Origin of the sequence: Alistipes sp. (assembly GCF_048465635.1) — a bacterium.
Lineage (GTDB): Bacteria > Bacteroidota > Bacteroidia > Bacteroidales > Rikenellaceae > Alistipes.
The window spans coordinates 50,337-72,112 of record NZ_DBFWLF010000017.1 but is presented as its reverse complement, the minus strand read 5'-3'; the positions used below and the strand labels follow the sequence as shown (position 1 = coordinate 72,112).

12 protein-coding genes are annotated in these 21,776 nt (G+C 63.0%); all 12 read right to left on the bottom strand.

Annotated elements, in window-relative coordinates; translation table 11 throughout:
* Window positions 1–55: 55 nt before the first annotated feature.
* On the bottom strand, window positions 56–1,954 hold the full coding sequence (locus ACMO9O_RS06715; RefSeq protein WP_418983028.1) for a glycoside hydrolase family 13 protein: 1,899 nt from the start codon (window positions 1,952–1,954) through the stop codon (window positions 56–58).
* 5 nt (window positions 1,955–1,959) lie between these two features.
* The gene (locus ACMO9O_RS06710; RefSeq protein ID WP_418983027.1) at window positions 1,960–3,237 is read right to left on the bottom strand and encodes an alpha-amylase family glycosyl hydrolase; all 1,278 of its coding nucleotides are present in this window, start codon (window positions 3,235–3,237) and stop codon (window positions 1,960–1,962) included.
* A gap of 161 nt (window positions 3,238–3,398) precedes the next feature.
* The gene (locus tag ACMO9O_RS06705; protein ID WP_418983026.1) at window positions 3,399–4,754 is read right to left on the bottom strand and encodes an alpha-amylase family glycosyl hydrolase; all 1,356 of its coding nucleotides are present in this window, start codon (window positions 4,752–4,754) and stop codon (window positions 3,399–3,401) included.
* A 2-nt stretch (window positions 4,755–4,756) separates the two neighbouring features.
* Entirely contained in the window at window positions 4,757–6,853 is a 2,097-nt protein-coding gene (locus ACMO9O_RS06700) for an alpha-amylase family glycosyl hydrolase (protein WP_418983025.1), read from the bottom strand.
* 13 nt (window positions 6,854–6,866) lie between these two features.
* A complete protein-coding gene (locus ACMO9O_RS06695; protein ID WP_418983024.1) occupies window positions 6,867–8,555 on the bottom strand; it encodes an alpha-amylase family glycosyl hydrolase in 1,689 nt (562 codons plus the stop codon).
* A gap of 75 nt (window positions 8,556–8,630) precedes the next feature.
* On the bottom strand, window positions 8,631–10,937 hold the full coding sequence (locus ACMO9O_RS06690) for a hypothetical protein (RefSeq protein WP_418983023.1): 2,307 nt from the start codon (window positions 10,935–10,937) through the stop codon (window positions 8,631–8,633).
* Between the two features lie 71 nt (window positions 10,938–11,008).
* Window positions 11,009–12,202 (bottom strand): SusE domain-containing protein, encoded by a 1,194-nt coding sequence (locus tag ACMO9O_RS06685; RefSeq protein ID WP_418983021.1) that lies wholly within the window; start codon window positions 12,200–12,202, stop codon window positions 11,009–11,011.
* 21 nt (window positions 12,203–12,223) lie between these two features.
* Entirely contained in the window at window positions 12,224–13,846 is a 1,623-nt protein-coding gene (locus ACMO9O_RS06680) for a RagB/SusD family nutrient uptake outer membrane protein (RefSeq protein WP_418983020.1), read from the bottom strand.
* Window positions 13,847–13,864: 18 nt separating this feature from the next.
* A complete protein-coding gene (locus tag ACMO9O_RS06675; protein WP_418983019.1) occupies window positions 13,865–16,765 on the bottom strand; it encodes a SusC/RagA family TonB-linked outer membrane protein in 2,901 nt (966 codons plus the stop codon).
* Between the two features lie 153 nt (window positions 16,766–16,918).
* Window positions 16,919–19,195, bottom strand: coding sequence for a family 65 glycosyl hydrolase domain-containing protein (locus ACMO9O_RS06670; protein ID WP_418983017.1), 2,277 nt, complete (start codon window positions 19,193–19,195; stop codon window positions 16,919–16,921).
* 568 nt (window positions 19,196–19,763) lie between these two features.
* Window positions 19,764–20,426, bottom strand: a complete 663-nt coding sequence (gene pgmB, locus ACMO9O_RS06665; protein ID WP_418983015.1) for a beta-phosphoglucomutase — start codon at window positions 20,424–20,426, stop codon at window positions 19,764–19,766.
* Between the two features lie 10 nt (window positions 20,427–20,436).
* Entirely contained in the window at window positions 20,437–21,741 is a 1,305-nt protein-coding gene (locus ACMO9O_RS06660) for an MFS transporter (protein WP_418983013.1), read from the bottom strand.
* Between the last annotated feature and the right edge of the window lie 35 nt (window positions 21,742–21,776).

Genomic DNA, 21,776 nt, shown 5'->3' with positions numbered 1-21,776 from the left:
TCATGCAAAAAAAGAGCCCCGAAAGGCTCTTTTTGCAAATCGTACGCCGGGTGCGCTAGCGCACGCTGCGCGAGAACTCCACCACCAGCGACTCGCGCGGACCGACCGTAGTCGTGTCGCTCACGGCGATGGCCTCGCCCGTCAGCACGTTGCGGCCCGCAGCGAGCGTCGGGGTGATCTCGGCGTAGTGCGACCACGGCACGTTCTTGCGGCCGCGCGAATTGTTGATGAAGACGAAGACCGCATCCGTATCGTCGTAGCGGAAATAGGCGTAGGTGTTGTCGCGCCCGGCGAAGTGGAGCGTGCGGCCATGATGAATCACGGGCTTCTCCTTGCGCCACGTGAACAGCCGCCGCGTATGGTCGTAGACCTCGGCCGCGTCGCCCGTGTGCTGCGCCGGATCGAACAGATCGACCTCGTCGCCCGGCCAGCCGCCCGGGAAGTCGACCCTCAGTCCGCCGTGTCCCTGCGAAAGGTCCTTCGAGCGGAACAGCAGCTCGTCGCCCGCGAACATTTGCGGAATACCCCGCAGCGTAGCGATCAGCGTCATGGCGATCTTGGCCCGGCCCACGTTGCCGCGCACCACGTCGCCGATCCGCTCCGTATCGTGGTTGGCAGTAAAGATCAGCATCTTGGAGAGGTCGTGGTAAACGAAGTCGTCCGACAGGGCGTTGTAGACGCGGATCATCCCCTCGCCCCACCGCAGCGAGTCGGTGGGCAGCGCCGCGCAGATGGCGTCGCGCAGCGGGAAGTCCATGATCGAGGGCAGGTGCGAATCGAAGCCGTCGCGGTTGGGGTTGCCGCCCTGCCAGTAGGCCAGCTGCGGCACGTCGGCCGTCCAGCACTCGCCCACGATGTTCATATTGGGGTATTCGGCCCGCACGGCGGCACACCAGCGGCTCATCGGCTCCTTCTCGTTGTAAGGGTAGGTGTCCACGCGCAGTCCGTCCAGATCGGCGTACTCGATCCACCACACGGCCCACTGCTGGAAGTAGCGCAGCAGGAACTCGTTGTCGAGGTTCATATCGGGCATCGAACGGTCGAACCAGCCGCTCTCCTGAATCCGCAGGTCGTACTGCGAGGCATTAGGGTCCATGTTGGTGGAGAAGAGGTTGTTGGTCTGCACGTAGCGGTCCTCCTCGAAGCGGTGCACCCAGTTCTCGAACGGCAGGTCGCGCATCCACCAGTGGGCGATGCCGCAGTGGTTGGTCACGATGTCCATGACGGTCTTCAGCCCGCGGCGATGGCCTTCGGCCACGAACTCGCGGTAGAGTTCGTTCGTGCCGAAGCGCGGGTCGATGTGGTAATAATCGGCGCAGGCGTAGCCGTGGTAGGAGCCCTGCGGCTCGTCGTCGAGCAGCAGCGGCGTCGACCAGACGGCGGTCATGCCCAGTGAGGCGATGTAGTCCAGATGGTCGATCATGCCCTGCAGGTCGCCGCCGTGACGGCCGAAGAACTCGTCGCGCGCAGCCTTTTCGTGCGTATCGGGGGTCGAGTCGATCGAGGGGTCGCCGTCGGCGAAGCGGTCGGGCATTAACAGGTAGATGGCGTCGGCCGTGGTGAAGCTCTCCCGCTCGCGCGAACCTTCGCGGCGCGCAGCGATCTCATAGGGAACCTTGAACTGCTCGCCCTCCCGCGTAAAGACCAGGTAGCGGGTTCCGGGTTCGGCCGCCGGGTCGATCTCCACGTCGGCGAAGAGGTAGTTGGGGCTGTCGGCCCGATGCAGGGCCGTGATGCGCGCTCCCCCGCCCTCGATGGTCACCTCGCAGGCAGAGATGTTTTCGCCGTAAAGCATCAGCTGCAGGGGCGTCTGCATCCCCGTCCACCACGAGAGGGGTTCGACGCGGGCAACTTGTCCGTCGGCATCGGGGACCGAGGCGGGATCGAACGCGGAAGTATTGCACGAAAGAGCGGCCATAGCCACAAACAGAATCAGTGAATGTCGGATTTTCATTTTTTTCAACGGGTCAGTATTCGGTAGCTCCACGGAGCCATGTCCTCCTCGACATGGCCGCGGAGTTCATAGTTCGTCCCCATCATCGCATCCGTATACAGTCCGGCGTAGATGCCGGTGTAGTAGTCGGCATGGATGGCGTAGGGCGAAAGGTTCATGATCGCAACGACGCGGTTGCCGCCCGCTTCGCGGACGAAGGTCATCAGGCAGTCCTCGGCGTTGTTTCTGATTTCAATCATTTCGCCGCCCCGGCCGCCCGCGGCGAGCGCCGGATTGGCGTGGCGCAGGTCGGCCAGCCGGCGGTAGAACGCCGTAAAGGCGTTGGCGCCGCACGTGGGCATCGGATCGCGGTCGAAGAAGGCGAACGAGTGGTCGTAGCCCACCTCCTGCCCGGTGTAAACCAGCGGCAGGCCGCGCGGCACGACGAACGTGAAGACGGCCATCGCCTCGCGGGCGTCGCCCATGCGGGTGAACTCCGAACCGCTCCACGTGTTCTCGTCGTGGTTCGAGGTGAAGACCAGCCGCATGCCCCACTCGGGAAAGCGCTCGCGGTCGGCATAGATGTAGTCGCGCAGCGCCGTGACGCGCACCCGCTGCCGGGCCACGTCGTTCATCAGGTGGTGCATCTCCCAGGCATAGCAGGCGTCGAAGCCCCCCTGATCGAACAGGTTGCGCTCCTCGGCCTCGGCCAGCAGAAACAGGTCGGGCTTCACCCGGCGCAGGCGGTCGGCCGTCACGCCCCAGAACTCGACCGGAACGAGCATCGCCATGTCGCAGCGGAAGCCGTCGACGGCGTGTTCGCGGACCCAGAACTCCATCGCCTCGGCCTCGGCGTCCCAGACGCTGCGGTTGGCGTAGTTGAGCTTGGCCGTGTCGGCCCAGTCCCACGGCACGGCGGGCTGCCCTTCGGCATCGCGCTCGTACCACGAGGCGGGACGCTCTGCGAGCCACCGCGCATCGCGCGAGGTGTGGTTGGCCACCCAGTCCAGCACCACCTTCAGCCCCAACGCATGGGCTGTCTGGACGAAATGATCGAAATCGGCCATATTCCCCATCTCGGGGTTTACGGCGCAGTAGTCACGAACGGAGTAATAGGAGCCGAGCGTTCCCTTGCGGTTGACCTCGCCGATCGGGTAGATCGGCATGAGCCACACGGCGTCGATGCCCATCTCGCGCAGAAAGGCGAGGCGCGCGGCGGCGGCGCGGAGGGTTCCCTCCGCCGTCAGCTGGCGCACGTTCATTTCATAGATTACGGCCTGATAGCTCCATTCGGGGTGCAGCATACTTCAATTAAGAATTAAAAATTAAAAATTAAAAATTAGCGGGGTTCGGTTAGGAGTCATAAAAGTAGACAAATTTTTCGATTTCCGACAACCAGTTTAACAAAATGCCGCAATATCCATATTCGCAGCAAAGTCAATTTTTAATTCTTAATTCTTAATTTTTAATTCTTAATTAGTATCCGGTATTCCCATGGCGCAAGCTGCCGCTCCTCGCCCGGGTTCACCGTAACCGTCCGGCCGGTCATCGCATCAATCCACTCGCCGCCCACGGCCACGGTCGGGATCACGGGCTGCGGCGCGGCGGAGAGGTTGAAGAGGCAGAAGACCTCGTTGCCCTCCTTTTCGCGCGTGAAGGCCAGCACGTCGGCCACGGCTCCGGCCATGTAGACCGCATCGCCGCCCCGCTCGCCCGCGGCCAGCGCCGGATTGTCGTGGCGCAGCGCATTGAGCTTGCGGTAGAGGTCGGTCCAGCGGTTGGGCTGCCACGACGCGACGGAATCTTTCTCGAAGAAGGCGAAACGGCGGTCGTGGCCCACCTCCTGACCCGTGTAGATTAGCGGCTGGCCCTGCGGCAGCACGTAGGTCAGCGCGGCCATCGTTTCGGCGGCGTCGCCCATGCGTTCGAACTCGGTCCCCGCCCACGAATTTTCGTCGTGGTTCGAGGTGAACATCAGACGCATGGCCGTGCGCGGGTATTCGCTTTGGAACTCCTCGATCCAGCCCTTGATGTCGGTGGCGCTCTTCCTGCCCTGCGCCACGTCCTCCATCAGGTGCAGCAATTTCCATGCGTAAGTGGCGTCGAAGCCGTCGGCATGGAGGTTGGGCCCCTCGCCCTCGGCCAGCAGGTAGATGTCGGGGTCGATGGTTTTAAGCTCGGTGAACGCGGCGGTCCAGAAATCGTCGGGCATCTCGCCCGCCACGTCGCAGCGGAAGCCGTCGACGCCCTTGCCGATCCAGAACTTCATCACGTCGACCATCGCCTCGCGGACCTCGGGACAGTCGTAGTTGAGTTTGGCGATGTCGGTCCAGTCGTACTGCACGGCGGGCGCACCCGTCGAGTCGCGGACGTACCACTCCGAAGCCTTCTCGGTCACCCACGCCGCATCGGGCGAGGTGTGGTTGGCCACGTAGTCGAGAATCACGCGGAAACCCCACTCGTGCGCCTTCCTGAGGAAGCGTTCGAAATCCTCCATCGTGCCGAACTCGGGGTTGACGGCCCGGTAGTCGCGGATGGCGTAATAGGAGCCGAGCGACCCCTTGCGGCCCTTTTCGCCGATGGGATGGATGGGCATCAGCCAGATGATGTCCACGCCCAGATCGCGCAGGAACGGCAGCCGCTCCTCGGCCGCGGCGAAGGTTCCCTCGGGGGTCTGCTGACGCACGTTCATCTCGTAAACCACGGCGTCGTAGCCCCACTCGGCATGCGCTGCCCGGGGCTTCGGCTTCTCGGCGCAGGCCGTCGCAAGCACAGCGGCCAGGGCGCAAAGAAGCGGCAAAATGGTGTTCAGTCGTTTCATATTCAGTTGTTTTTGGTCACTATTTCGAATCCGTATGCCGGAAGCGTCAGCGTCAGCCGACCGTCGGGTTCGAGCTTGAAGGCGCTTCCGAAGTTCGCTTTCGACTGCTGATTCGCATCCAGCCGAGCCGGAAGCGTGCACGCCAGGGTTTGTTCGCTGCCGCCCGTGTTGAGCGCCGCGAGGGTCCATTCGCCCATGTAGACGCGCACGTAAACCCACAGATCGTCCGTCAGCGCCAGGGTCGTCATGTCGCCGTACAGAAGCGGCATCGTGGTGCGGCGCAGGCGGGTAAGCTGCCGGGTGATGTCCAGCTGGGCCTGCTCCTGGGGCGTGTAGCCGCCGAAGCGCATCATGCGGCGGTTGTCGGGGTCGTTGCCGCCCGGCTCGCCGTACTCGTCGCCCTGATAGATGCAGGGCACGCCCGGCAGGGTCATGTTCAGCGCGTTTATCAGCGCCAGCTTGCGGTAGCCCACCGGATCGCCCACACCCACCTCGCGCAGCCAGCCGGCGGCCTTGTGGTCCTCGTCGGGCGAGAGCGCCCCGCCGGCGATCGACACCAGCCGCGCCTTGTCGTGGTTGCCCGTGATGTTGCCCATCGTGTGATGCGCGCCGTAGGCGGCGAGCGACTCGCCGACCACGGCGGCCAGCCTGCGGAGCGACTGCCCGCGGGTCAGCACGTCGAGGGCCGTGTGGTAGACGTTGAAGTCGAACTGCGCGTCGATCATGCCGCTGCGTACGTAGGAGCCGATCAGCGCGGGCGAGCCGTATGTCTCGCCGATCTGCCACAGGTCGCGGTCGGGCAGGCGCGTGCGCATCTTGCGGGTGAGCATGCGCCAGTAGTTTTCGGGGATGTGCTTGCAGGCGTCGTGGCGGAAGCCGTCGAAATCGAACTCCGTGACCCAGTAGAGCGCCGAGTCGGTCATAGGTTCGCACACCTCCACGCGTTCGAGGTCGAGCGAGGGGATGTGCTCGTCGAACCACGTCGTCAGCCGCTGCTCGTCCCACAGGCCGAGGTTCTTGCGGCCGTCGGGCAGGCGGAGCGGCGTCACCCAGTCGGGATGCGCCTGCAAGACGGGCGAATTGATGTGCAGGTGGTTGGCCACATAGTCCAGAATGACGTTCATCCCGTGCGCATGGGCCGCGGCGAGCAGCGCGCGCAGCTCGTCGGGCGTGCCGAAGCGGTCGTCCACGCGCGTGGTGTAGATCGGCCAGTAGCCGTGATACCCCGAGAAGCGGGTGCGGGGGTTCTCGTTCAGCCCCCACGCATCCCGCGGGTTCTGCGTCACGGGCGAAATCCAGATCGTCGAGACGCCCAGCGAATCGAAGAAGCCCGCCTCGATGCGGTCGGTGATGCCGCGCAGGTCGCCGCCCTGATAGTCGGCCTGGGGAAGCACCTCGGGCGAGTTGAGCGGGCGGTTGTTGGCGGGATTGCCGTCGGCGAAGCGGTCGATCATCAGCGAGTAGAGCACCTGCGCCTGCCGGTCGCGGCGGCCGAGCTTATCGGCGCTGCGCACCACGCGGCCCCGTTCGAGCGGGATCAGCAGGTCGTTGAAGCGGGCGCTGTCCGCCGCGGCGTAGATGCGCAGGTAAGAGCGGTCGCAGTCGGAGGCGTCTTTGGGGATGATGACCCCGAAGGCATCGCCGCTGCGGACGACGTACTCCTCCGGCAGGCGGCAGTTCTGCCACAGGGCGACGATCTGCGACGGACGCTGCGACGGTTCGACGGTCACCATGCGCAGCATGCGGCCCGCGCTGAAGGCCCACACGCCGTCGCGGCGCTCCCCGCCGACGGCGGCCACCGAGAGGCTGCGGCCCCCCTGCCAGCAATCGAGCGTCGCGGCGAACGCCCCCTCGGGCGCGGTCACCGCAAAGACGCTCCAGTCGTCGGCGAGCGGACGGACGGTCAGCTCGCGCGAGGTCACCGAGTCGGCGGCCTCCCACGCGGGCAGGTAGTCGGTCAGCAGCAGCCGGTTCTCCCCCGCCGCGAGCAGCGCGGGCAGAATCGGCCGGTCGTTGCCGGCGGGCAGGTCGGTATAAAGACGGCTCTGGCAGCCGCACGCGAGTACGGTTGCCAGAGCGCAGGTCAGCAGTTTTTTCATGGCTGCACGGGGGTTACAACTGGATGATGATCGAGGAGTAGGCGGGCATGGTCACCACGTGCTCGGTGGGCGACTTGGTGGTTACCGTCACCTTGTTCATGTCGGCGACGGGGCGGTCGATGGCGTGGTTGATCGTATAGGTCGACTGCGCGGGCGAGACGTTGTGCAGCACCAGCAGCTTCTCGCTGCCCTCGGTGCGGTAGAAAGCCATCACCTGCTTGTTGTCGGACTTCGTGTCGTCGAAATTCTCCGGCAGCGAGATCGTTCCGGTGGCCAGCGCAGGATAGGTGTTGCGCAGGCGCAGGAACTTGCGGTAGACGTTGTAGAGCGAGCGCACGTCCTTCGCCTGCGTGGCCACGTTGCCCACGTTGATGTCGTAGCTGTTGGCCGAGGGGATCCACGACGTGCGGAAGCTGTCTTCGGCCTTGGGCGCCCAAAGCATCGGTTCGCGCACGTTGCGGTCGCCGCCCGACTGGGTTTTGTCGCCGATCATGCCGATCTCCTCGCCGTAGTAGATGTAGGGCGAGCCGACGGAGGTCAAGAGCACGGCGGCGGCCATCTTGGCCCGTTCGAGCGACTCGGCGAGCGTGCCGCCGAGCGACGTGCGGGCGCGCACCTCGTCGTGGTTGGAGAGCTTGGTGGCCTGGATGAAGTCGGCGCGGTAGCGGGCGAAGATCTCCCGCTCCTCGATCATGTCCTTGGGGAACCACTTTGCGTGGGAGTGCTGAATGGCGTAGAGCAGGCGGTCGGCCCACGCCGTGAAGTCGAACAGGGCGGGGATTCCCCGGTAGTAGGGAGCCATCTGCTCGGTTCCCATCCAGCACTCGCCCACCATGTAGACGTTCGGATCGCCCAGCACCGACTTGCCCTGGAAGTAGCTGTTTACGTTGTCGTAGAACTTCTTAAGGAAGGTGGGGTTCTCGTCCGAGGTTTCGCTGTCGTAGACGTGCTTCACGGCATCGAGGCGGAAGCCGTCGACGCCCTTGTCGATCCAGAACTTCGCCGCGTCGGTCACGGCGCGGAACGTGGCGCTCGCTTGGCAGGTCGCGGCGGGACCGTAATTCAGGTCGGGCATCGACCTGTCGAAAGCGCCCTGATAATAATAGGAGGTCGTGCCGCTCTTAACAGGATACCAACCGAGCCACGACGACGCTTTTTCGGCCGTTTCGAAGTGGAAGAAGCCGCGGTGCGAATTGTCGACGCTCTTGCACGCCTCGGTGAACCACGTCGAACGGTCGGACATGTGGTTGGGCACGAAGTCCAGGATGACGCGGATGTTGCGGCGGTGCGCCTGAGTAATCAGCTCCTCCAGATCGGCGTTGGTTCCGTAGTCGGGGTTGACCGTCATGTAGTCGATCACGTCGTAGCCGTGTTCGGAGTTGCACTTGTAGACCGGCATGAGCCAGATGCCGCCCACGCCCAGGTCGTCGAGGTAGTCCAGCTTGGCCGTGACGCCCTTCAGGTCGCCGATGCCGTTGCCGTCGGAGTCGGCGAACGAGCGGACGTAGATCTCGTAAAAGACCCCGGCGCGTTTCACGCCGTCGAACGCGCGGGCCTCGTACTGGGATACCTGGTCGGAGATATCCCCGCCGGTCCCGGGACCGGGATCGGGACCAGGCGTGTCGTCGTCGCTGGCACAGGAACCCATCAGCAGGGCCATCGCGGCCAGCAGCAGGAAGATTTTGTTTTTGAACAGAAGCATGATTTTCGTGTTTTGGGGTTTGGCAACCGGCGCGCCGGTCAGGGCGCGCCGGTCAAAAAGAGTGGACAACGCCGGTTACTTGGCGGTCAGCGTCAGGGTGTTGGGCGAGTGTGCCAGATCGAGTGCGACGTCGTAGGTTCCCCTATCGACAACGATATTCTGGCCATCAGGCGTCAGCGCGTCCAGCGCGCCGCCCAGGTTGTAATCCCAATTGTCGTTGCAGCGCACTTTCAGCGTGCCGTCGAACAGTTGGATGGTCCCCTTGTAGAGATGATCCGCCGGATCGTAGGTCAGAGGAACCTGGTCGTTCCAGCCGAACTGGCACGCATCGCCGATCAGACCCACCGAGGTGATCGGTACGGCGGTAGCCACGCCCAGCTTCTGCGCCGGATCGCTCAGCGTAACGTCCCAGAAGTAGACCCCATACGGGATGGTCATGTTGTCGCCGGCAGCGCCGCTGATGTCGAATACGTAGGTCGTACCGTCCTGCAGCGTACCGCCCAGCCAGGTCGACCAGTTCGGATAGGTGATCTTGAACTCGGTCGCATCGCCCGTGGCGGCGGCGGGTTTGTACATGTCGACGAAGCCCGTGAAACGGTTCTTGTTCACATCGTCACCGCCTGCATGGAAGACGGTCAGCTTGGGCGAGGGATCGCCCAGATTCCAGTTGTAGTGGGCGAACGATCCGGTCACCTCGAGGTACTCGGGCGAAAGCTCCATGTCGGCGATCTTGCCGTCGATGGCCAGCGTCATGGGAACCGAACGCAGGTCCAGCTCGAGCGTATGTTCGCCGGCGAGCATGATCAGGTTGCCGCCGTTGACGCGCAGGTCCTTGCAGCTGCCGCCCAGCGAGGTCTGCAGCTCGATGCCGTCGAGCACGACGTTGAACGCGCCGTTGAAGACGATCTTGAACTCGCCGTCAGCGGGGAAGGTGTGCGTTGCGGTCCACTTGTCGTTGTTGCCGGGCGTAACCTGCGTGAAGGCCAGTCCGTCGGCCGCATTCCAGTTGTTGAAGCTGCCCACGGCCGATACGGTGATTACGGGCAGCGAGGTGAGCTTCATGGCGCTCTCGTTCAGGTCGGCGTAAAGGAAGTTCAGGCCCCCCATGAAATCGATCGGGGCAGCCTCTTCGCCGGCAGCGTATTTCACCAGCGCCGAAGCCGAACCGCCGAAGCGGGTTCCTAGCGGCGACTGGATGCGCGAGAGAAGAATCTGCGGATGCTGCGCAGCGTCCGGAAGCGGCAGCAGGCCCCAGAAAGCGCCGGTCGGCGTAGTTTCGGCGTAGATGGCCTGCAACAGGGGTGCGGAGAGGTAGTTCCAGTCGTCGGCCGAGCTGGCGACGTAGAGCTTGGTATCGTCCTCGGGAACCTCCCCGACGGTGAGCGTATAGGGATAGTCGAACAGCGAGAGCGTGAAGCCCGTGATGCCGTCCGTATCCGATTTGAGGTTGTCGTTGCTGGCGATCTTCAGCCCGGCGGGATCGCCGCCCAGCGAGCAGTTGTACGTGCCGCCCTCGAAGGGAATATCCCACATGTTGTTGAAGCGGATCTTGTACTCCTTGCCCGAAACCACGTTGGCGATCACCGTCCAGCTCTTGGCTGCGGCGTTGTAGACCATCGGCACGTCGTCGCCGTCGTTCCAGCCGCCGACCGCTTCGCCGATGAGCGATACGGAGGTCAGCGGAAGCAGGACATAGGTCATCGCATCGAGGTTCACCTCCACGTAGTAGAGACCGGCCTCGGCCGAGAAATTGTCGGGAATGTCCGCGGCGAGCGTTCCTTCCGCCTCACCGGGTCCGTAGCTGTGGCCGTCCCAGTTGGGCTGCGACGAGAGCTTGAACTCCCCGTCGGCGGGCAGCTGAAGGAAGCCCTTGAAGATGCCCTTGTCGTCCTGCAACAGACGCGATACGGGTCCGCCCGAGGTATCCCAGTCCTGATACGTACCGAATATCCAGAGGTAGGTGATCTTCGTGTAGAGGAAGTTCAGGGTGAGGGGTGCGGATGCCCTTTCGCCGAGCGCCGAGCGGGCGTCGACCTTGAAAGTCACCCCGTAGGAGCCGGTCAGCCGGATGCCCAGCGCGGAGAAAATATCCTGATTGGTGCACGAGAAGTTGCAGGCCGCGGTCGAACCCAGTTCGACGTAGCTGCCGCTGCCGTTTTTCGCCGATACGGTGTAGGTCACGTCGGTCGCCTCGCCGAAGCGGGCGGGCGTCCACACCAGCGTGAAAGTTTCGTCGACCGTGTTCTCGTTGACCACTACGTCGTTGTGCGCCGCGATCTTCGGATCGTTCGACGAGATGCTGATCTCGTCGGGATCGTGGTTGCAGGCTGCGGCCAGCGTCAACATCGCAAAAGCCGACAGCACGTATTTCATCATTTTCATGGTTTTTCGTGTTTTGAGGTTTTGAAGGGCCGGCGGACGCGGGGTCCGCCCCCGCCGGCCCGGTCATACGCTTATTCGGCCTGTTCGACGGTTGCGAATACTGGTGCGGGGTTGGTCGTATCCTGCAGGAGGTTGTCCACGTCGCCGCGGAAGCAGATCGAGAACCGCACGCGGCCCGTGAGAGTGTTCTGGCTGTTGCCGCCGTTGAAGTCGAGGTGCTCGAGGTTGGCGCCGCCCCAGCTCTGCTCCCACTTGCCGTTCAGACGGAACTTGAATTCGCCGGCAAGGGTGTTTTCGCAGACACCGGTCCACGTCTGGGCGCGCATGGCAGCGTAATAAAGGTCGGAATAGTTCGGGTCGGTCGGATCGGTAGGCATGTTGGCGAACGAAAGCACCACGTCGTCGGTATCGCCCCAGCCGCCGACGGCCTCGCCGATCACGCCGATCTGGTCGATCTTCTTCAGGATGACGGAACCGGTCGTGTGGGCCGCGTCGAGCGTCACGGAGATCCAGTACATGCCTTCCTCGGCGGTAATATGCGACGGGTCGCCCTCGGTGGTCATCTGGCTGGGATCGCCGCCCAGGTTACCCTGCCACGAGGGGTTGGGGCAGAACTTGAAGTGGCAGAGACCATCGTAGGTATTTGGGGGAAGCGTAGACGCAGTATTCTCGGCCGCTCCCAGGTAGACCAGGCCCTCGTAAACGTCGGTGTTTTCGCCCGTCTCCCAGAGTACCGGACCCTTCGCGTCGGGCGCCCAGCCCTGGAAGTTGCCCGCGATGTAGAGCGGACGGCGAATCCACGGCGCGGAGGTCGACTTGATGGTCGTCACGTCGAAGCCGACCACGTTCGACTTCACTTCGAAGCTCTTGTTCTGCGGCGAGATGCCCGCTACGACGTAGAAGTAGACGGTCGAGGTCTTGTCCTCAGGCACGGCCAGCCCCTTCGAGTTGACCAGCGCGTTGTTGAACGTCTCCTTGGTCATGGTGTAGTTCGTCGAGAAGGATTCGCCCAGCTGGTAGGGTTCCGAATCGTTGTACACGGCGTACAACGCATAGGTCACCGAAGCGGAATAGCCGTAATCGACCGCGCTCCACGTGAAGGTCACCTCGCTCTTGAGGTTGTCGCTGTCGACCACCACGTTCGAATGCTGGTTCAGAACGGGAGCCACGACCTCCTCGGCCGGCCGCGCGACGGTCTGATCGTCCTCGTGGCACGAAGCGAGCAGGGCGGCGGCGAACATCGGCAAATATTTGAGATATTTCATCGTTGTTGGATTTTTAGGTGATTAATTGGTGTAACCCGGATTCTGCTTCAGGTTGTCGTTGGCCAGCAGATCGTCCGACGGAAGCGGGAAAAGCTCCATGTAGCGGGCGAAGCCCTGACCGTTCTTCACGCCGCCCTTGAACGGCCACAGGAAGTCGGCCGAGGAGAAGCGGTTGAAGCGGATGAGCGTCGTGCGGCGCTGACCCTCCCAGAACATTTCGCGGCTGATCTCGTTGAAGACGTCCTCCAGCGTGACGGTCGAGAAGGTCGGGGTAAGCCCGGCTCGGATTTGCAAATCCTTGATGTATCCCACGGCCTTCGCGTCGGCGGTCTGTCCGCCGTCGATGCGGGCCTGCGCCTCGGCGTAGATCAGATACATTTCGGCCAGACGGATCATCGGGAAGTCGATCGACGAGTATTTCGCCGTGGGCTGTGCGTCCGACTCGTCGCCGTGGATGCGGTTGTCGTACTTCACCACGTGCCAGCCGTTGGAGAAGTTGGAGGCGTCCACCGTCTTGCTGTCGCAATCGCTCAGCGAGAAGAGCGCGCGCTTGTCGACGGCCATGAAGACGCTCTTGTCGTCGCCCGGAGTCTTGTCGTCGCGCACGTTGGCCTTGTCGACCACGCCCTGACCCACGAAGCGGACCACCGACTCCGTACCGGCCACCAGACCGTTCCAGTTGCCGTCGATGCCCAGCGTATACTGCTCGCCCTTGCCGGCCAGGATGAAGAAGCTCGTACCGCCGTAGGACTGGGTCTTGTTGGCGTCGTAGCACGAAGCGTAGATGATCTCCTTCAATGCGTCGGGATTCTCGCCGTTGTCGCCGCGGAACAGGGCCGAGAAATCGGAGCAAAGCGTGTAAGCCTTGCACACCTCCTCGGCGGCGTCGCGGGCGGTCTTGTAGATCGACGTATCTTCCGTACCCAGATAGGTCTTATGGTTCAGGCAGAGGCGGGCCAGCAGGCCGTAGGCGGCTCCCTTGTCCACGCGGGGATAGATCTGCGTGTGGGGGGCCTTGAGGTTCGATGCGGCGGAGGTCAGCTCCGTCAGTTCGGTGCGCAGCCAGTTGAAGAGCGTGGGCGCGTCGGTCTGCGCGGGTTTGAACGCCCCGACCGGATCGTTCTCCGTCACGAAGGGCGGGTTGCCGAAGCAGTCGAGCAGCACCCAGTAGGCGTAGGCGCGCAGGAAGCGCACTTCGGCGCGTTCGACGGCCACCTCGGGATCGTCGTCGGAGGTGTTGCGCAGGAAGTCGTTGGCGAAGGCGATCATCATCATGCCGCGCGTGTAGGTGGCGTAGACGGCGTCGTTCTTGGTGGCGGTCCAGGCGTTGCCGCCGATCTCGGCCACCCAGGCATCGCCCCATACGCACTTGCACTCGTCGGTCGAAACGGTCTGGATCGACCACCAGGCGCGCAGGAACTCCGAAGCGCCGGCGTCGTTGACGTCGATGTCGGCATTGCCCGAGCCGCCCTGCCCGACCAGCGAGAATGCGCCGTAAACCTTGGCCAGCGCACTCATGCGGTATTCGGGATCGCCGTAGACGTTGTTGACGACGTTGTCTGCCATCGGCGTCTGATCCAGATCGCCGACGCAGGCCGTGAGCGAGAGGGCTGCGATAACTGCAAAAACTAAGTTCTTTTTCATATACTTGTCCTCCTCAGATTAAAAGTTAATACCCAGACGCACGCTGTAAATGCGCGGACGCGGATAGCTGTTTTTGTCGATGCCGTCGGCGATCTTGACCTCGGGATCGAGACCCGTGTAGTCGGTGATGACGAAGGCGTTCTGCACGCCGGCAGCCACGCGGATCGTCATCCCGCACTTCGAGACGTTGCGGAACGTATAGCCCAGGTTGATGTCGTCCATGCGGAAGTACGAGGCGTCCTCCAGGAAGAGGTCCGAGCAGCTCTGAGCCACCGAACTGGTTCCCCGGAAGCCGTAGCCGCGCGCATCGGAGAGGGCGTTGATCAGGTAGCCCTTGTTCACCACGTCGGGGAAGCTCGTCGAGACGGCCCGGCACAGGACGTCGTTGAACATGTAGTTACCCACGGCTCCGTGGCCGTTGAAGCCGAAGTCCCAGTTCTTGTACGACAGTTTGAGGTTGATGCCGTAGTAGAAGTCGGGGTTGGGGCTCTTGTTGGTCATGTAGCGGTCGGCATTGGTGATCTCGCCGTCGCCGTCGCGGTCGACCAGCGCGTTCTGCACCGGTTTGCCGTTCTCGTCGTAAACCTGCTGCCAGAGGTAGAAGGTGTAGGGGGTGTAGCCCACCATGTGACGCTGGAGGTTGTTGCCCGTACCGCCGCCGCCGTTGCCCAGGTCGATCGCAGCCGAGGGAAGGGTCTTCACGTCGGTGCTCTGGAACGTGCCGCTCAGACCGATCGAAAGGTTCCAGTCGCGCGTCTGCACGGGGATGAAGTTCAGCGCCACCTCGACGCCCTTGTTCTCCATCGAACCGATGTTCTGGTAGACGTAGTTGCCGAAGTTGCCGCCCAGCGGAACTGCGACGCGCGAGATCAGGTCGTCGGTCTTGCGCAGGTAGGCGTCGACCGAACCGCTGATGCGGCCGTCGAGGAAGCCGAAGTCGAGACCGACGTTATAGGTGGTGGTCTCCTCCCACTTCAGCTGGTCATTGAAGACCTGCGGCTTGACGGGGAAATACCACTGGTTGGGACCCAGCGGGTACTGGTTGGTGGGGTCTTGGGCGATCTGCGAGTATTGGATGGCGGCGTAGAGGTCGGCGTCCTCACCGAACTCCTGCTGACCGGTGACACCCCAGCCCAGACGCAGTTTGAGGGCCGAGACGACCTTCGAGTCGCGCAGGAACTTCTCCTGGGCGAGGTTCCAGGCAAAGGCGGCCGAGGGGAAGTAGCCCCAGCGGTTGTCGCCCACGAAGCGCGACGAACCGTCGGCACGCATGGTGAAGGTGAAGAGGTATTTCGAAGCCAGCGAGTAGTTCAGACGGCCGTAGAACGAAACCAGCGCGTTGCGGTAGGCCGGATAGGTGTCCTTGATCAGCTCCGTCTCGCCCTCGTCGTTCAGGCGGCCGTAGTTCCAGGTGTTGGTCTTCTTGTAGTTCATCGACCACGAATAACCGGCCATGACATTGAGGTTGTGGATGCCCCACTCCTTGGCGAAGTTGGCGTAGAACTCCAGCAGCTGGTTGCGGTGGAGGTTCTCATACTTTTCCATGCGGCCGAAAGTCTTGTACTTGGCTTCGGAATCGCGGTTGGCGAAGACCGAGTGGGGACGGTCGCCCTTGTCGCCGGAGGTGGTGGTGATGTCCAGACCCAGGTTCAGGTTGAAGCTCAGCGCCTCGAAGCCGTGGACCTTATAGTCTAACTGCAGGTTGCCCAGTGCGCGGTAGGAGCTGTTGGTATCCCACTTGTCGTAGAGGGTCGACAGCGGGTTGACCGGCGCCAGATCGGTCGACCAGTTGGCGAAACCGTTCTCGGTATCGTAGTCGATCGAACCGTCGGCCAAACGGCGGTAGGGGTCCTGCGTAGGGTCGAACTGCACGGCGGCGTTGACCGCGCCCTTGTCGGCGTAGTTCGACTTGTTGTAGATACCCTTGGCATTGAGGGTCACCGAGAGGTGATCCTGGAAGAATTTGGGCGAGAGGCTCACGTCGAGCGTCGTGCGCTGGTTGTCGGTCGATTCTAGCGTACCCTGATCGTAGGTGTAGCCCAGCGATACGCGGTACGGGAGTTTATCCTTGAAGGCTGCGCCGTAGACCGAAACGTTGTGGTCGGTAGCCACCGCCACGCGGAAGAGCTGCTTCTGCCAGTCGGTGTCCGACGTGCCGAACAGATCGCCGGCCTTCGAACCGCCCACCTCGAGCATGTACTCCTTGAACTCGTCGGCGCCCATCACGTCGAGCGTCTTGTGGTTCTGCTTGATGCTGACGCTGCCGTTGTACGATACGCGGGGTTTGCCGCCCTGTCCTTTCTTGGTGGTGATCAGGATGACGCCGTTCGAAGCGCGCGAACCGTAGATGGCCGTGGCCGAAGCGTCCTTGAGCACCGTGAACGAAGCGATGTCGTTGGGGTTGACCATCGCCAGGCCGTTGGGCATGCCCGGCGCGGCGTCGTTGGCCACGGGAACCCCGTCGATGACCAGCAGCGGGTTGTTGTTGGCCGAAAGCGAAGCGCCGCCGCGGATGCGGATTTCGCCGCCTTCGCCCGGAGCGCCGCTGCCCGAGGTGATGTTCACGCCCGGAACCTTACCGCGGAGCATCTCCTGCGGGGTGGTCAGCGCGCCGCGGTTGACCTCTTCGGCCTTCACCGCAACGACCGAACCGGTCATGTCGTTCTTCTTGACCGAGCCGTAGCCGATGACGACCACCTCGTCGAGCGACATGAGGTCCTCTTCCATCTGCACGCGGGCGAGCGTTTTGGAGGAGGCGACCAGTTCCACGTCCTTGTAACCGATGAAACTGATGTGGACGACCGAATTGCCGTCCTTGACCGAGAGCACCCACTGACCGTTCAGGTCGGTCGTCGTGCCGTTGGTCGTCCCCTGTTCGACGACGGTGGCGCCTAACACGGGAGTTCCGGTGGCGTCCACCACGACGCCTTTTACCTCGAGCTTAGCGTTCTGTGCCAGCGCGAGGGGGGGGGGTAGTCATGCATAGCAGCATCGTACCCAAGCACATAGCGAGAAATTTTCTCATAGAGCTTTTGCGATTAGTTAATAATTAGGTTGTTTGGTTCAGTTTTCTTATTTTTCAGTCTGCGCAGCGTGCGCCTCCAGGCGCAGCGGCGTGTCGTAAAGCGCGATGTCGACGGGTTCTCCCTCGTTCGAGACCTCGACGCCCTCGTGCGCGGCCCGCACGGTGAGCACGCGGCCCCGGTAGTTGACCTTGAAGGTCAGCGAGCGCCACGCCTCGGGCAGGCGCGGGGCGAAGGTCAGCCGGCCGTCGGCCATGCGCATGCCGCCGAAGCCCTCGACCACCGACAACCACGATCCGGCCATCGAGGTGACGTGGCAGCCCTCCTCGACCTCGCGGTTGTAGTCGTCCAGATCGAGGCGCGCGGTGCGCAGGTACATCTCGTAAGCCTTCTCCATGTCGCCGATCTTGGCGGCCAGAATGGCGTGCACACAGGGCGAGAGGCTCGATTCGTGGACCGTGCGCTCCTCGTAGAAGTGGAAATTGCGGCGGACGGTCTCCAAGTCGAAATCCTCCTGGAAGAAGTAAAGCCCCTGCAGGACGTCGGCCTGCTTGATGAAGCACGAACGCAGGATGCGGTCCCACGACCACTTCTGATTGATGGGCCGCTCGGCGGGGTCGAGGTCCTTCACGAGAATCTGCTCCTTGTCGAGGTAGTTGTCCTGTTGGAGGAAGATACCCAGCTCGGGGTCCTCGCCCAGGTACATGTTGGCGTCGATCTCGTGCCAGAGGGTCGTTTCGGCCGCCTCGTCGAAGCTGCGCTTCGAGCAGATGCGGGCGTAGTCGTCGGGACGGTTCGTGCGCACCCACGCGGCGGCCTCGGCGGCATAGCGCATGCACCAGCAGGCGATGTAGGAGGTGTACCAGTTGTTGTTGACGTTGTTTTCGTACTCGTTGGGACCCGTGACGCCCAGCATGACGTACTTCTTGCGCGCCTCGGACCAGGTGATGCGCTGCGCCCAGAAGCGGGCGATCGAGAGGAGCACCTCCAGCCCGTATTCGGCCAGATAGGCATGGTCGCCCGTGTAGCGGATATAGTTGAAAATGGCGTAGGCGATGGCGCCGTTGCGGTGGATCTCCTCGAAGGTGATCTCCCACTCGTTGTGGCACTCCTCGCCGTTGATAGTGACCATCGGATAGAGCGCCGCACCGTCGCGGAAGCCCAGCTTGGCGGCGTTTTCGATCGCCTTGTCCAGCTGGTTGTAGCGGTAGACCAGCAGCTCGCGGGCCACGCGCTCGCCCGTGGTGGCCAGGTAGAACGGCAGGCAGTAAGCCTCGGTGTCCCAGTAGGTCACCCCGCCGTATTTCTCGCCCGTGAAGCCCTTGGGGCCGATGTTCAGGCGCGTATCCACGCCCGTATAGGTTTGCAGCAGCATGAAAATACAGAAACGGATGCCCTGCTGCGCCTCGTCGTCGCCCTCGACCACGATGTCGCAGCCGTGCCAGCGGCGCTCCCAGGCGGCCTCCTGCTCTTTGAGCAGCGCGTCGAAGCCCGTGCGCAGGCCATCGGCGGCCACCCCGCGGGCGGCGGCCATCAGGTCGGCCGGAGCGTGGTTGAGCGACGAGCAGATGCCCGCATATTTATAAAGGGTGGCCTTTTGTCCCTTTTCGCAGCGGACCGTGGCCGTCTGGCGCACCCGTTCGGGTTCGGTCTCGCAGCTAAACGCAGCGCCCTCGAGCGCCACGGCCTGCGCCCAGGCCACCTCGAAGCCGCTCTTCTTGGTGCGGCTCTGCACGGCGTCGCAGTCGGTCGAGACCTCCTCCCAGAACTTCTCGTCGTAGTTGGCGTCGGTGTTGCGCACGTCGGCGTCGATGTAGGGCGAGAAGGTGATCTCGGCGGCCCGGTTGAGCGGCGTGACGCTGTAACGGATCACCCCCAGCTCGCGGCGCTCCAGCGAGAGGAAACGCACGGCCTCGACGGTCACCTCCGCCCCGCCTGGCATCACCACGCGCATGCGGCGCGTGAGCACCGAACGGCGCATATCCATCTCGCGGTAAAACTCCTTCACCTCGGCGCGCGCCGCGTCGAGCGGCTCGCCGTCGACCGCCACGTCGATGCCGATCCAGAAAGCCGAATTGAGCACCTTGGCGAAGTATTCCGGATAACCGTTCTTCCACCACCCCACGCGCGTCTTGTCGGGGTAGTAGATGGCGCCGATGTAGTTGCCTTGCAGCGACGGCCCGGAATATTGCTCCTCGAAGTTGGCGCGGCCGCCCATCACGCCGTTGCCCAGCGCGAAAAGCGACTCGGAGGATTTCATGCGCTGCGCGTCGTAACGCTCCTCGATCAGGCGCCACGGATCGGTTTTAAGGAATTGGTTGTGCATGGGTTGTGGTTCTTTTGACGGTTTATTGGTTTTCTGTATGTTTATTCGTTTTCGGCCGGTTACGCGCGCGGCCGGTGGCCGCGTTTACAAATCTGACCCTCCCCTAAATCCCCTCCTCGGAGGGGACTTCCGCGGATGGTTGGATCGCTATACCGGTTTCTTGTCTATGTGGTTCGGTTATAATGCTTCTTATCGGCTTTTACTCGCGGCGGCACGCCGCGTTTACAAATCTGACCCCACCCCCGCCCCCTCCCTCGGGAGGGGCGAAGAACATCAGGTATGAATTTCCACCTTTTTCAGTCATGCGGCTCCGTATGAGCCGGCGGGCCGCAGTTCATTGTCTTTTTTTCGGCTGTCAAGCCGGCGGGCCGCAGCCTCCGGGCGCGGAGGCCCGCTTATCGCGTCCCTCCGCAGGCAGCTACCCTCTCGAATAATGCGGCCGGTCTATGGGGTCGTGCAGGGGAGGTCCTCAACCGCGTCCTCCGCAGGCTGCGCCCTCGATTACCGCCGCCCAGTCATGTAACAGCGGTCCTCAACCGCGTCCTTTGCATGGCTGCGCCCCCGCATCCTATTTCCCGTCGACGCCGGCAGCGAGTTTTTCAAGGGTGAACCCCTCGAACGTGCGCAGCTGCATGGTGGCGGCCGAAAGCGTCGGGCTGCCGCCCACGCCCACCGAGCGCATGCCGGCGCGCGTCGCAGCTTCGATGCCGGCGGCGGCGTCCTCGAAGACCACGCAGTCGGCCGGCCGCTCCCCGGCCAGTTCGGCCCCTTTGGCAAAGACCTCCGGGTCGGGTTTGGCCTTGGTCACGAGCGTCCCGTCGACCACCACGTCGAACAGCGGCCGGATGCCGCAGCGGTCGAGGATCACGCCCGCGTTCTTCGACGCGGAGCCGAGCACGACCTTCACGCCGCGGGCGCGCAGCTCCTCGAGGAACGTCCTCACGCCCGGCAGCACCTCGTCGGCGGTCATCTGCCGCACAAACGAGAGGTAGCGCTCGTTCTTCTCGGCGGCCATGCGCTCCTTCTGCCCGGCGCTAAAACGATTTTCCATCCCCCCGGCACGCAGAACGATCTCCAGCGAGGCCATGCGGCTCACCCCCTTGGTCGCCTCGCCCTGCTCGGGCGTGAACTCGAAGCCCAGCGCGCGGGCCATCTCGGCCCACGCCTGGTAGTGGTATTTGGCGGTATCGACGATAACGCCGTCTAGGTCGAATATACAACAGCTGATCATAGGATTGAATTTACTCTTTTTCGCGGACAAACGCAACCGAGACGGCCGCCAAGAGCATGAATGCACCTGCAAGTGCTATCATCGCCATCGGTGAGGAGCCGAAAAGGTATTTGACGATCACGCCGCCCGTCAGGCCGACAACGATCTGCGGGATGGTGATCGTGAAGTTGAAGATGCCCATGTAGACGCCCATCCGCCGCGCCTCGACCGCCCGCGAGAGGATCGCATAGGGCATGGCCAGAATCCCGGCCCAGGCGATGCCGATCCCGACCATCGGGACCATCAGCGCATACTGGTTGGTCGTGAAGCACAGTCCGGCGAAGCCCAGCGCACCGAACAGCAGGCAGACGGCGTAAACCAGCTTGTTGCCCCAGCGGGCGGCGATTCCGGTGATGAAGAGCGAGGCGATGCAGGCCGGGATGGGATACGTGCCGTTGAGCACCCCCACCCACGTCTGGGTCTGGCCCGCCGAGAGCAGTTCGCCCGTCTCGTGGCTGACGACCACCCCCGTGATGGCGGGTTTGAGGTAGGTCCACATCAAAAACAGCGCGGCCCACGAGAAGAACTGCACCACGCCAAGCTGCAGCATCACCTTCGGCACGTTGCGCACCAGCTCCATGAAGGTCGGCTTTTCGCACACCTCCTCGAGCGTTTCGTCGTTGTAGCGGGCGAACTCCTCGGGCGGGTACTCCCTGGTGCGGAACGCCGTGACGAACACCGTCACCAGCAGGATCGCACCACCTATATAATAAGACCACGCGATATGCTGCGACACCTCGCCCGGGCGCGCCTCGTCCGAGACGCCGAAATAGGTCAGGATCAGCGGCAGCACCGCACCCACGACCGCGCCCAGATTGATCAGAAAGGTCTGGACCACATACCCTTTGGTCTTCTGCGAGTTGTCGAGCATGTCGGCCACCAGCGCGCGGAACGGCTGCATCGTGACGTTGAACGACAGGTCCATGAACAGCAGGATGAACGCCCCCATCGCCAGCGGCGCGAAGGCCAGCAGCAGATGGGCGTTGGGCATCAGTGCCAGGGCGAGGGCCGAGATCAGCGATCCGCCCAGAATGAAGGGGATGCGGCGCCCCCAACGTGTCCACGTGCCGTCGGAGAAAAGCCCCACGATGGGCTGGATGATCAGTCCGGCGATGGGAGCGGCGAGCCAGAAGTAGCTCAGCTGCGAGAGATCGGCTCCCAACGATTCGAAGATGGTCGACGTATTCGAATTTTGGAGCGAATATCCGATCTGGACGCCCAGAAATCCGAAGCTGAGGTTCCATATCTGCCAGAAAGACAGTTTAGGTTTTTTCATACGGAGCAGTTGGTCGGTTTGGTTACACAAATTTT

Excerpts from the sequence above, each read along its gene's own strand:
- ACMO9O_RS06715 (WP_418983028.1), bottom strand. The coding sequence starts at position 1,954 with ATGAAAATCCGACATTCACTGATTCTGTTTGTGGCTATGGCCGCTCTT.
- ACMO9O_RS06710 (WP_418983027.1), bottom strand. The coding sequence starts at position 3,237 with ATGCTGCACCCCGAATGGAGCTATCAGGCCGTAATCTATGAAATGAAC.
- ACMO9O_RS06705 (WP_418983026.1), bottom strand. The coding sequence starts at position 4,754 with ATGAAACGACTGAACACCATTTTGCCGCTTCTTTGCGCCCTGGCCGCT.
- ACMO9O_RS06700 (WP_418983025.1), bottom strand. The coding sequence starts at position 6,853 with ATGAAAAAACTGCTGACCTGCGCTCTGGCAACCGTACTCGCGTGCGGC.
- ACMO9O_RS06695 (WP_418983024.1), bottom strand. The coding sequence starts at position 8,555 with ATGCTTCTGTTCAAAAACAAAATCTTCCTGCTGCTGGCCGCGATGGCC.
- ACMO9O_RS06690 (WP_418983023.1), bottom strand. The coding sequence starts at position 10,937 with ATGAAAATGATGAAATACGTGCTGTCGGCTTTTGCGATGTTGACGCTG.
- ACMO9O_RS06685 (WP_418983021.1), bottom strand. The coding sequence starts at position 12,202 with ATGAAATATCTCAAATATTTGCCGATGTTCGCCGCCGCCCTGCTCGCT.
- ACMO9O_RS06680 (WP_418983020.1), bottom strand. The coding sequence starts at position 13,846 with ATGAAAAAGAACTTAGTTTTTGCAGTTATCGCAGCCCTCTCGCTCACG.
- ACMO9O_RS06670 (WP_418983017.1), bottom strand. The coding sequence starts at position 19,195 with ATGCACAACCAATTCCTTAAAACCGATCCGTGGCGCCTGATCGAGGAG.
- pgmB (WP_418983015.1), bottom strand. The coding sequence starts at position 20,426 with ATGATCAGCTGTTGTATATTCGACCTAGACGGCGTTATCGTCGATACC.
- ACMO9O_RS06660 (WP_418983013.1), bottom strand. The coding sequence starts at position 21,741 with ATGAAAAAACCTAAACTGTCTTTCTGGCAGATATGGAACCTCAGCTTC.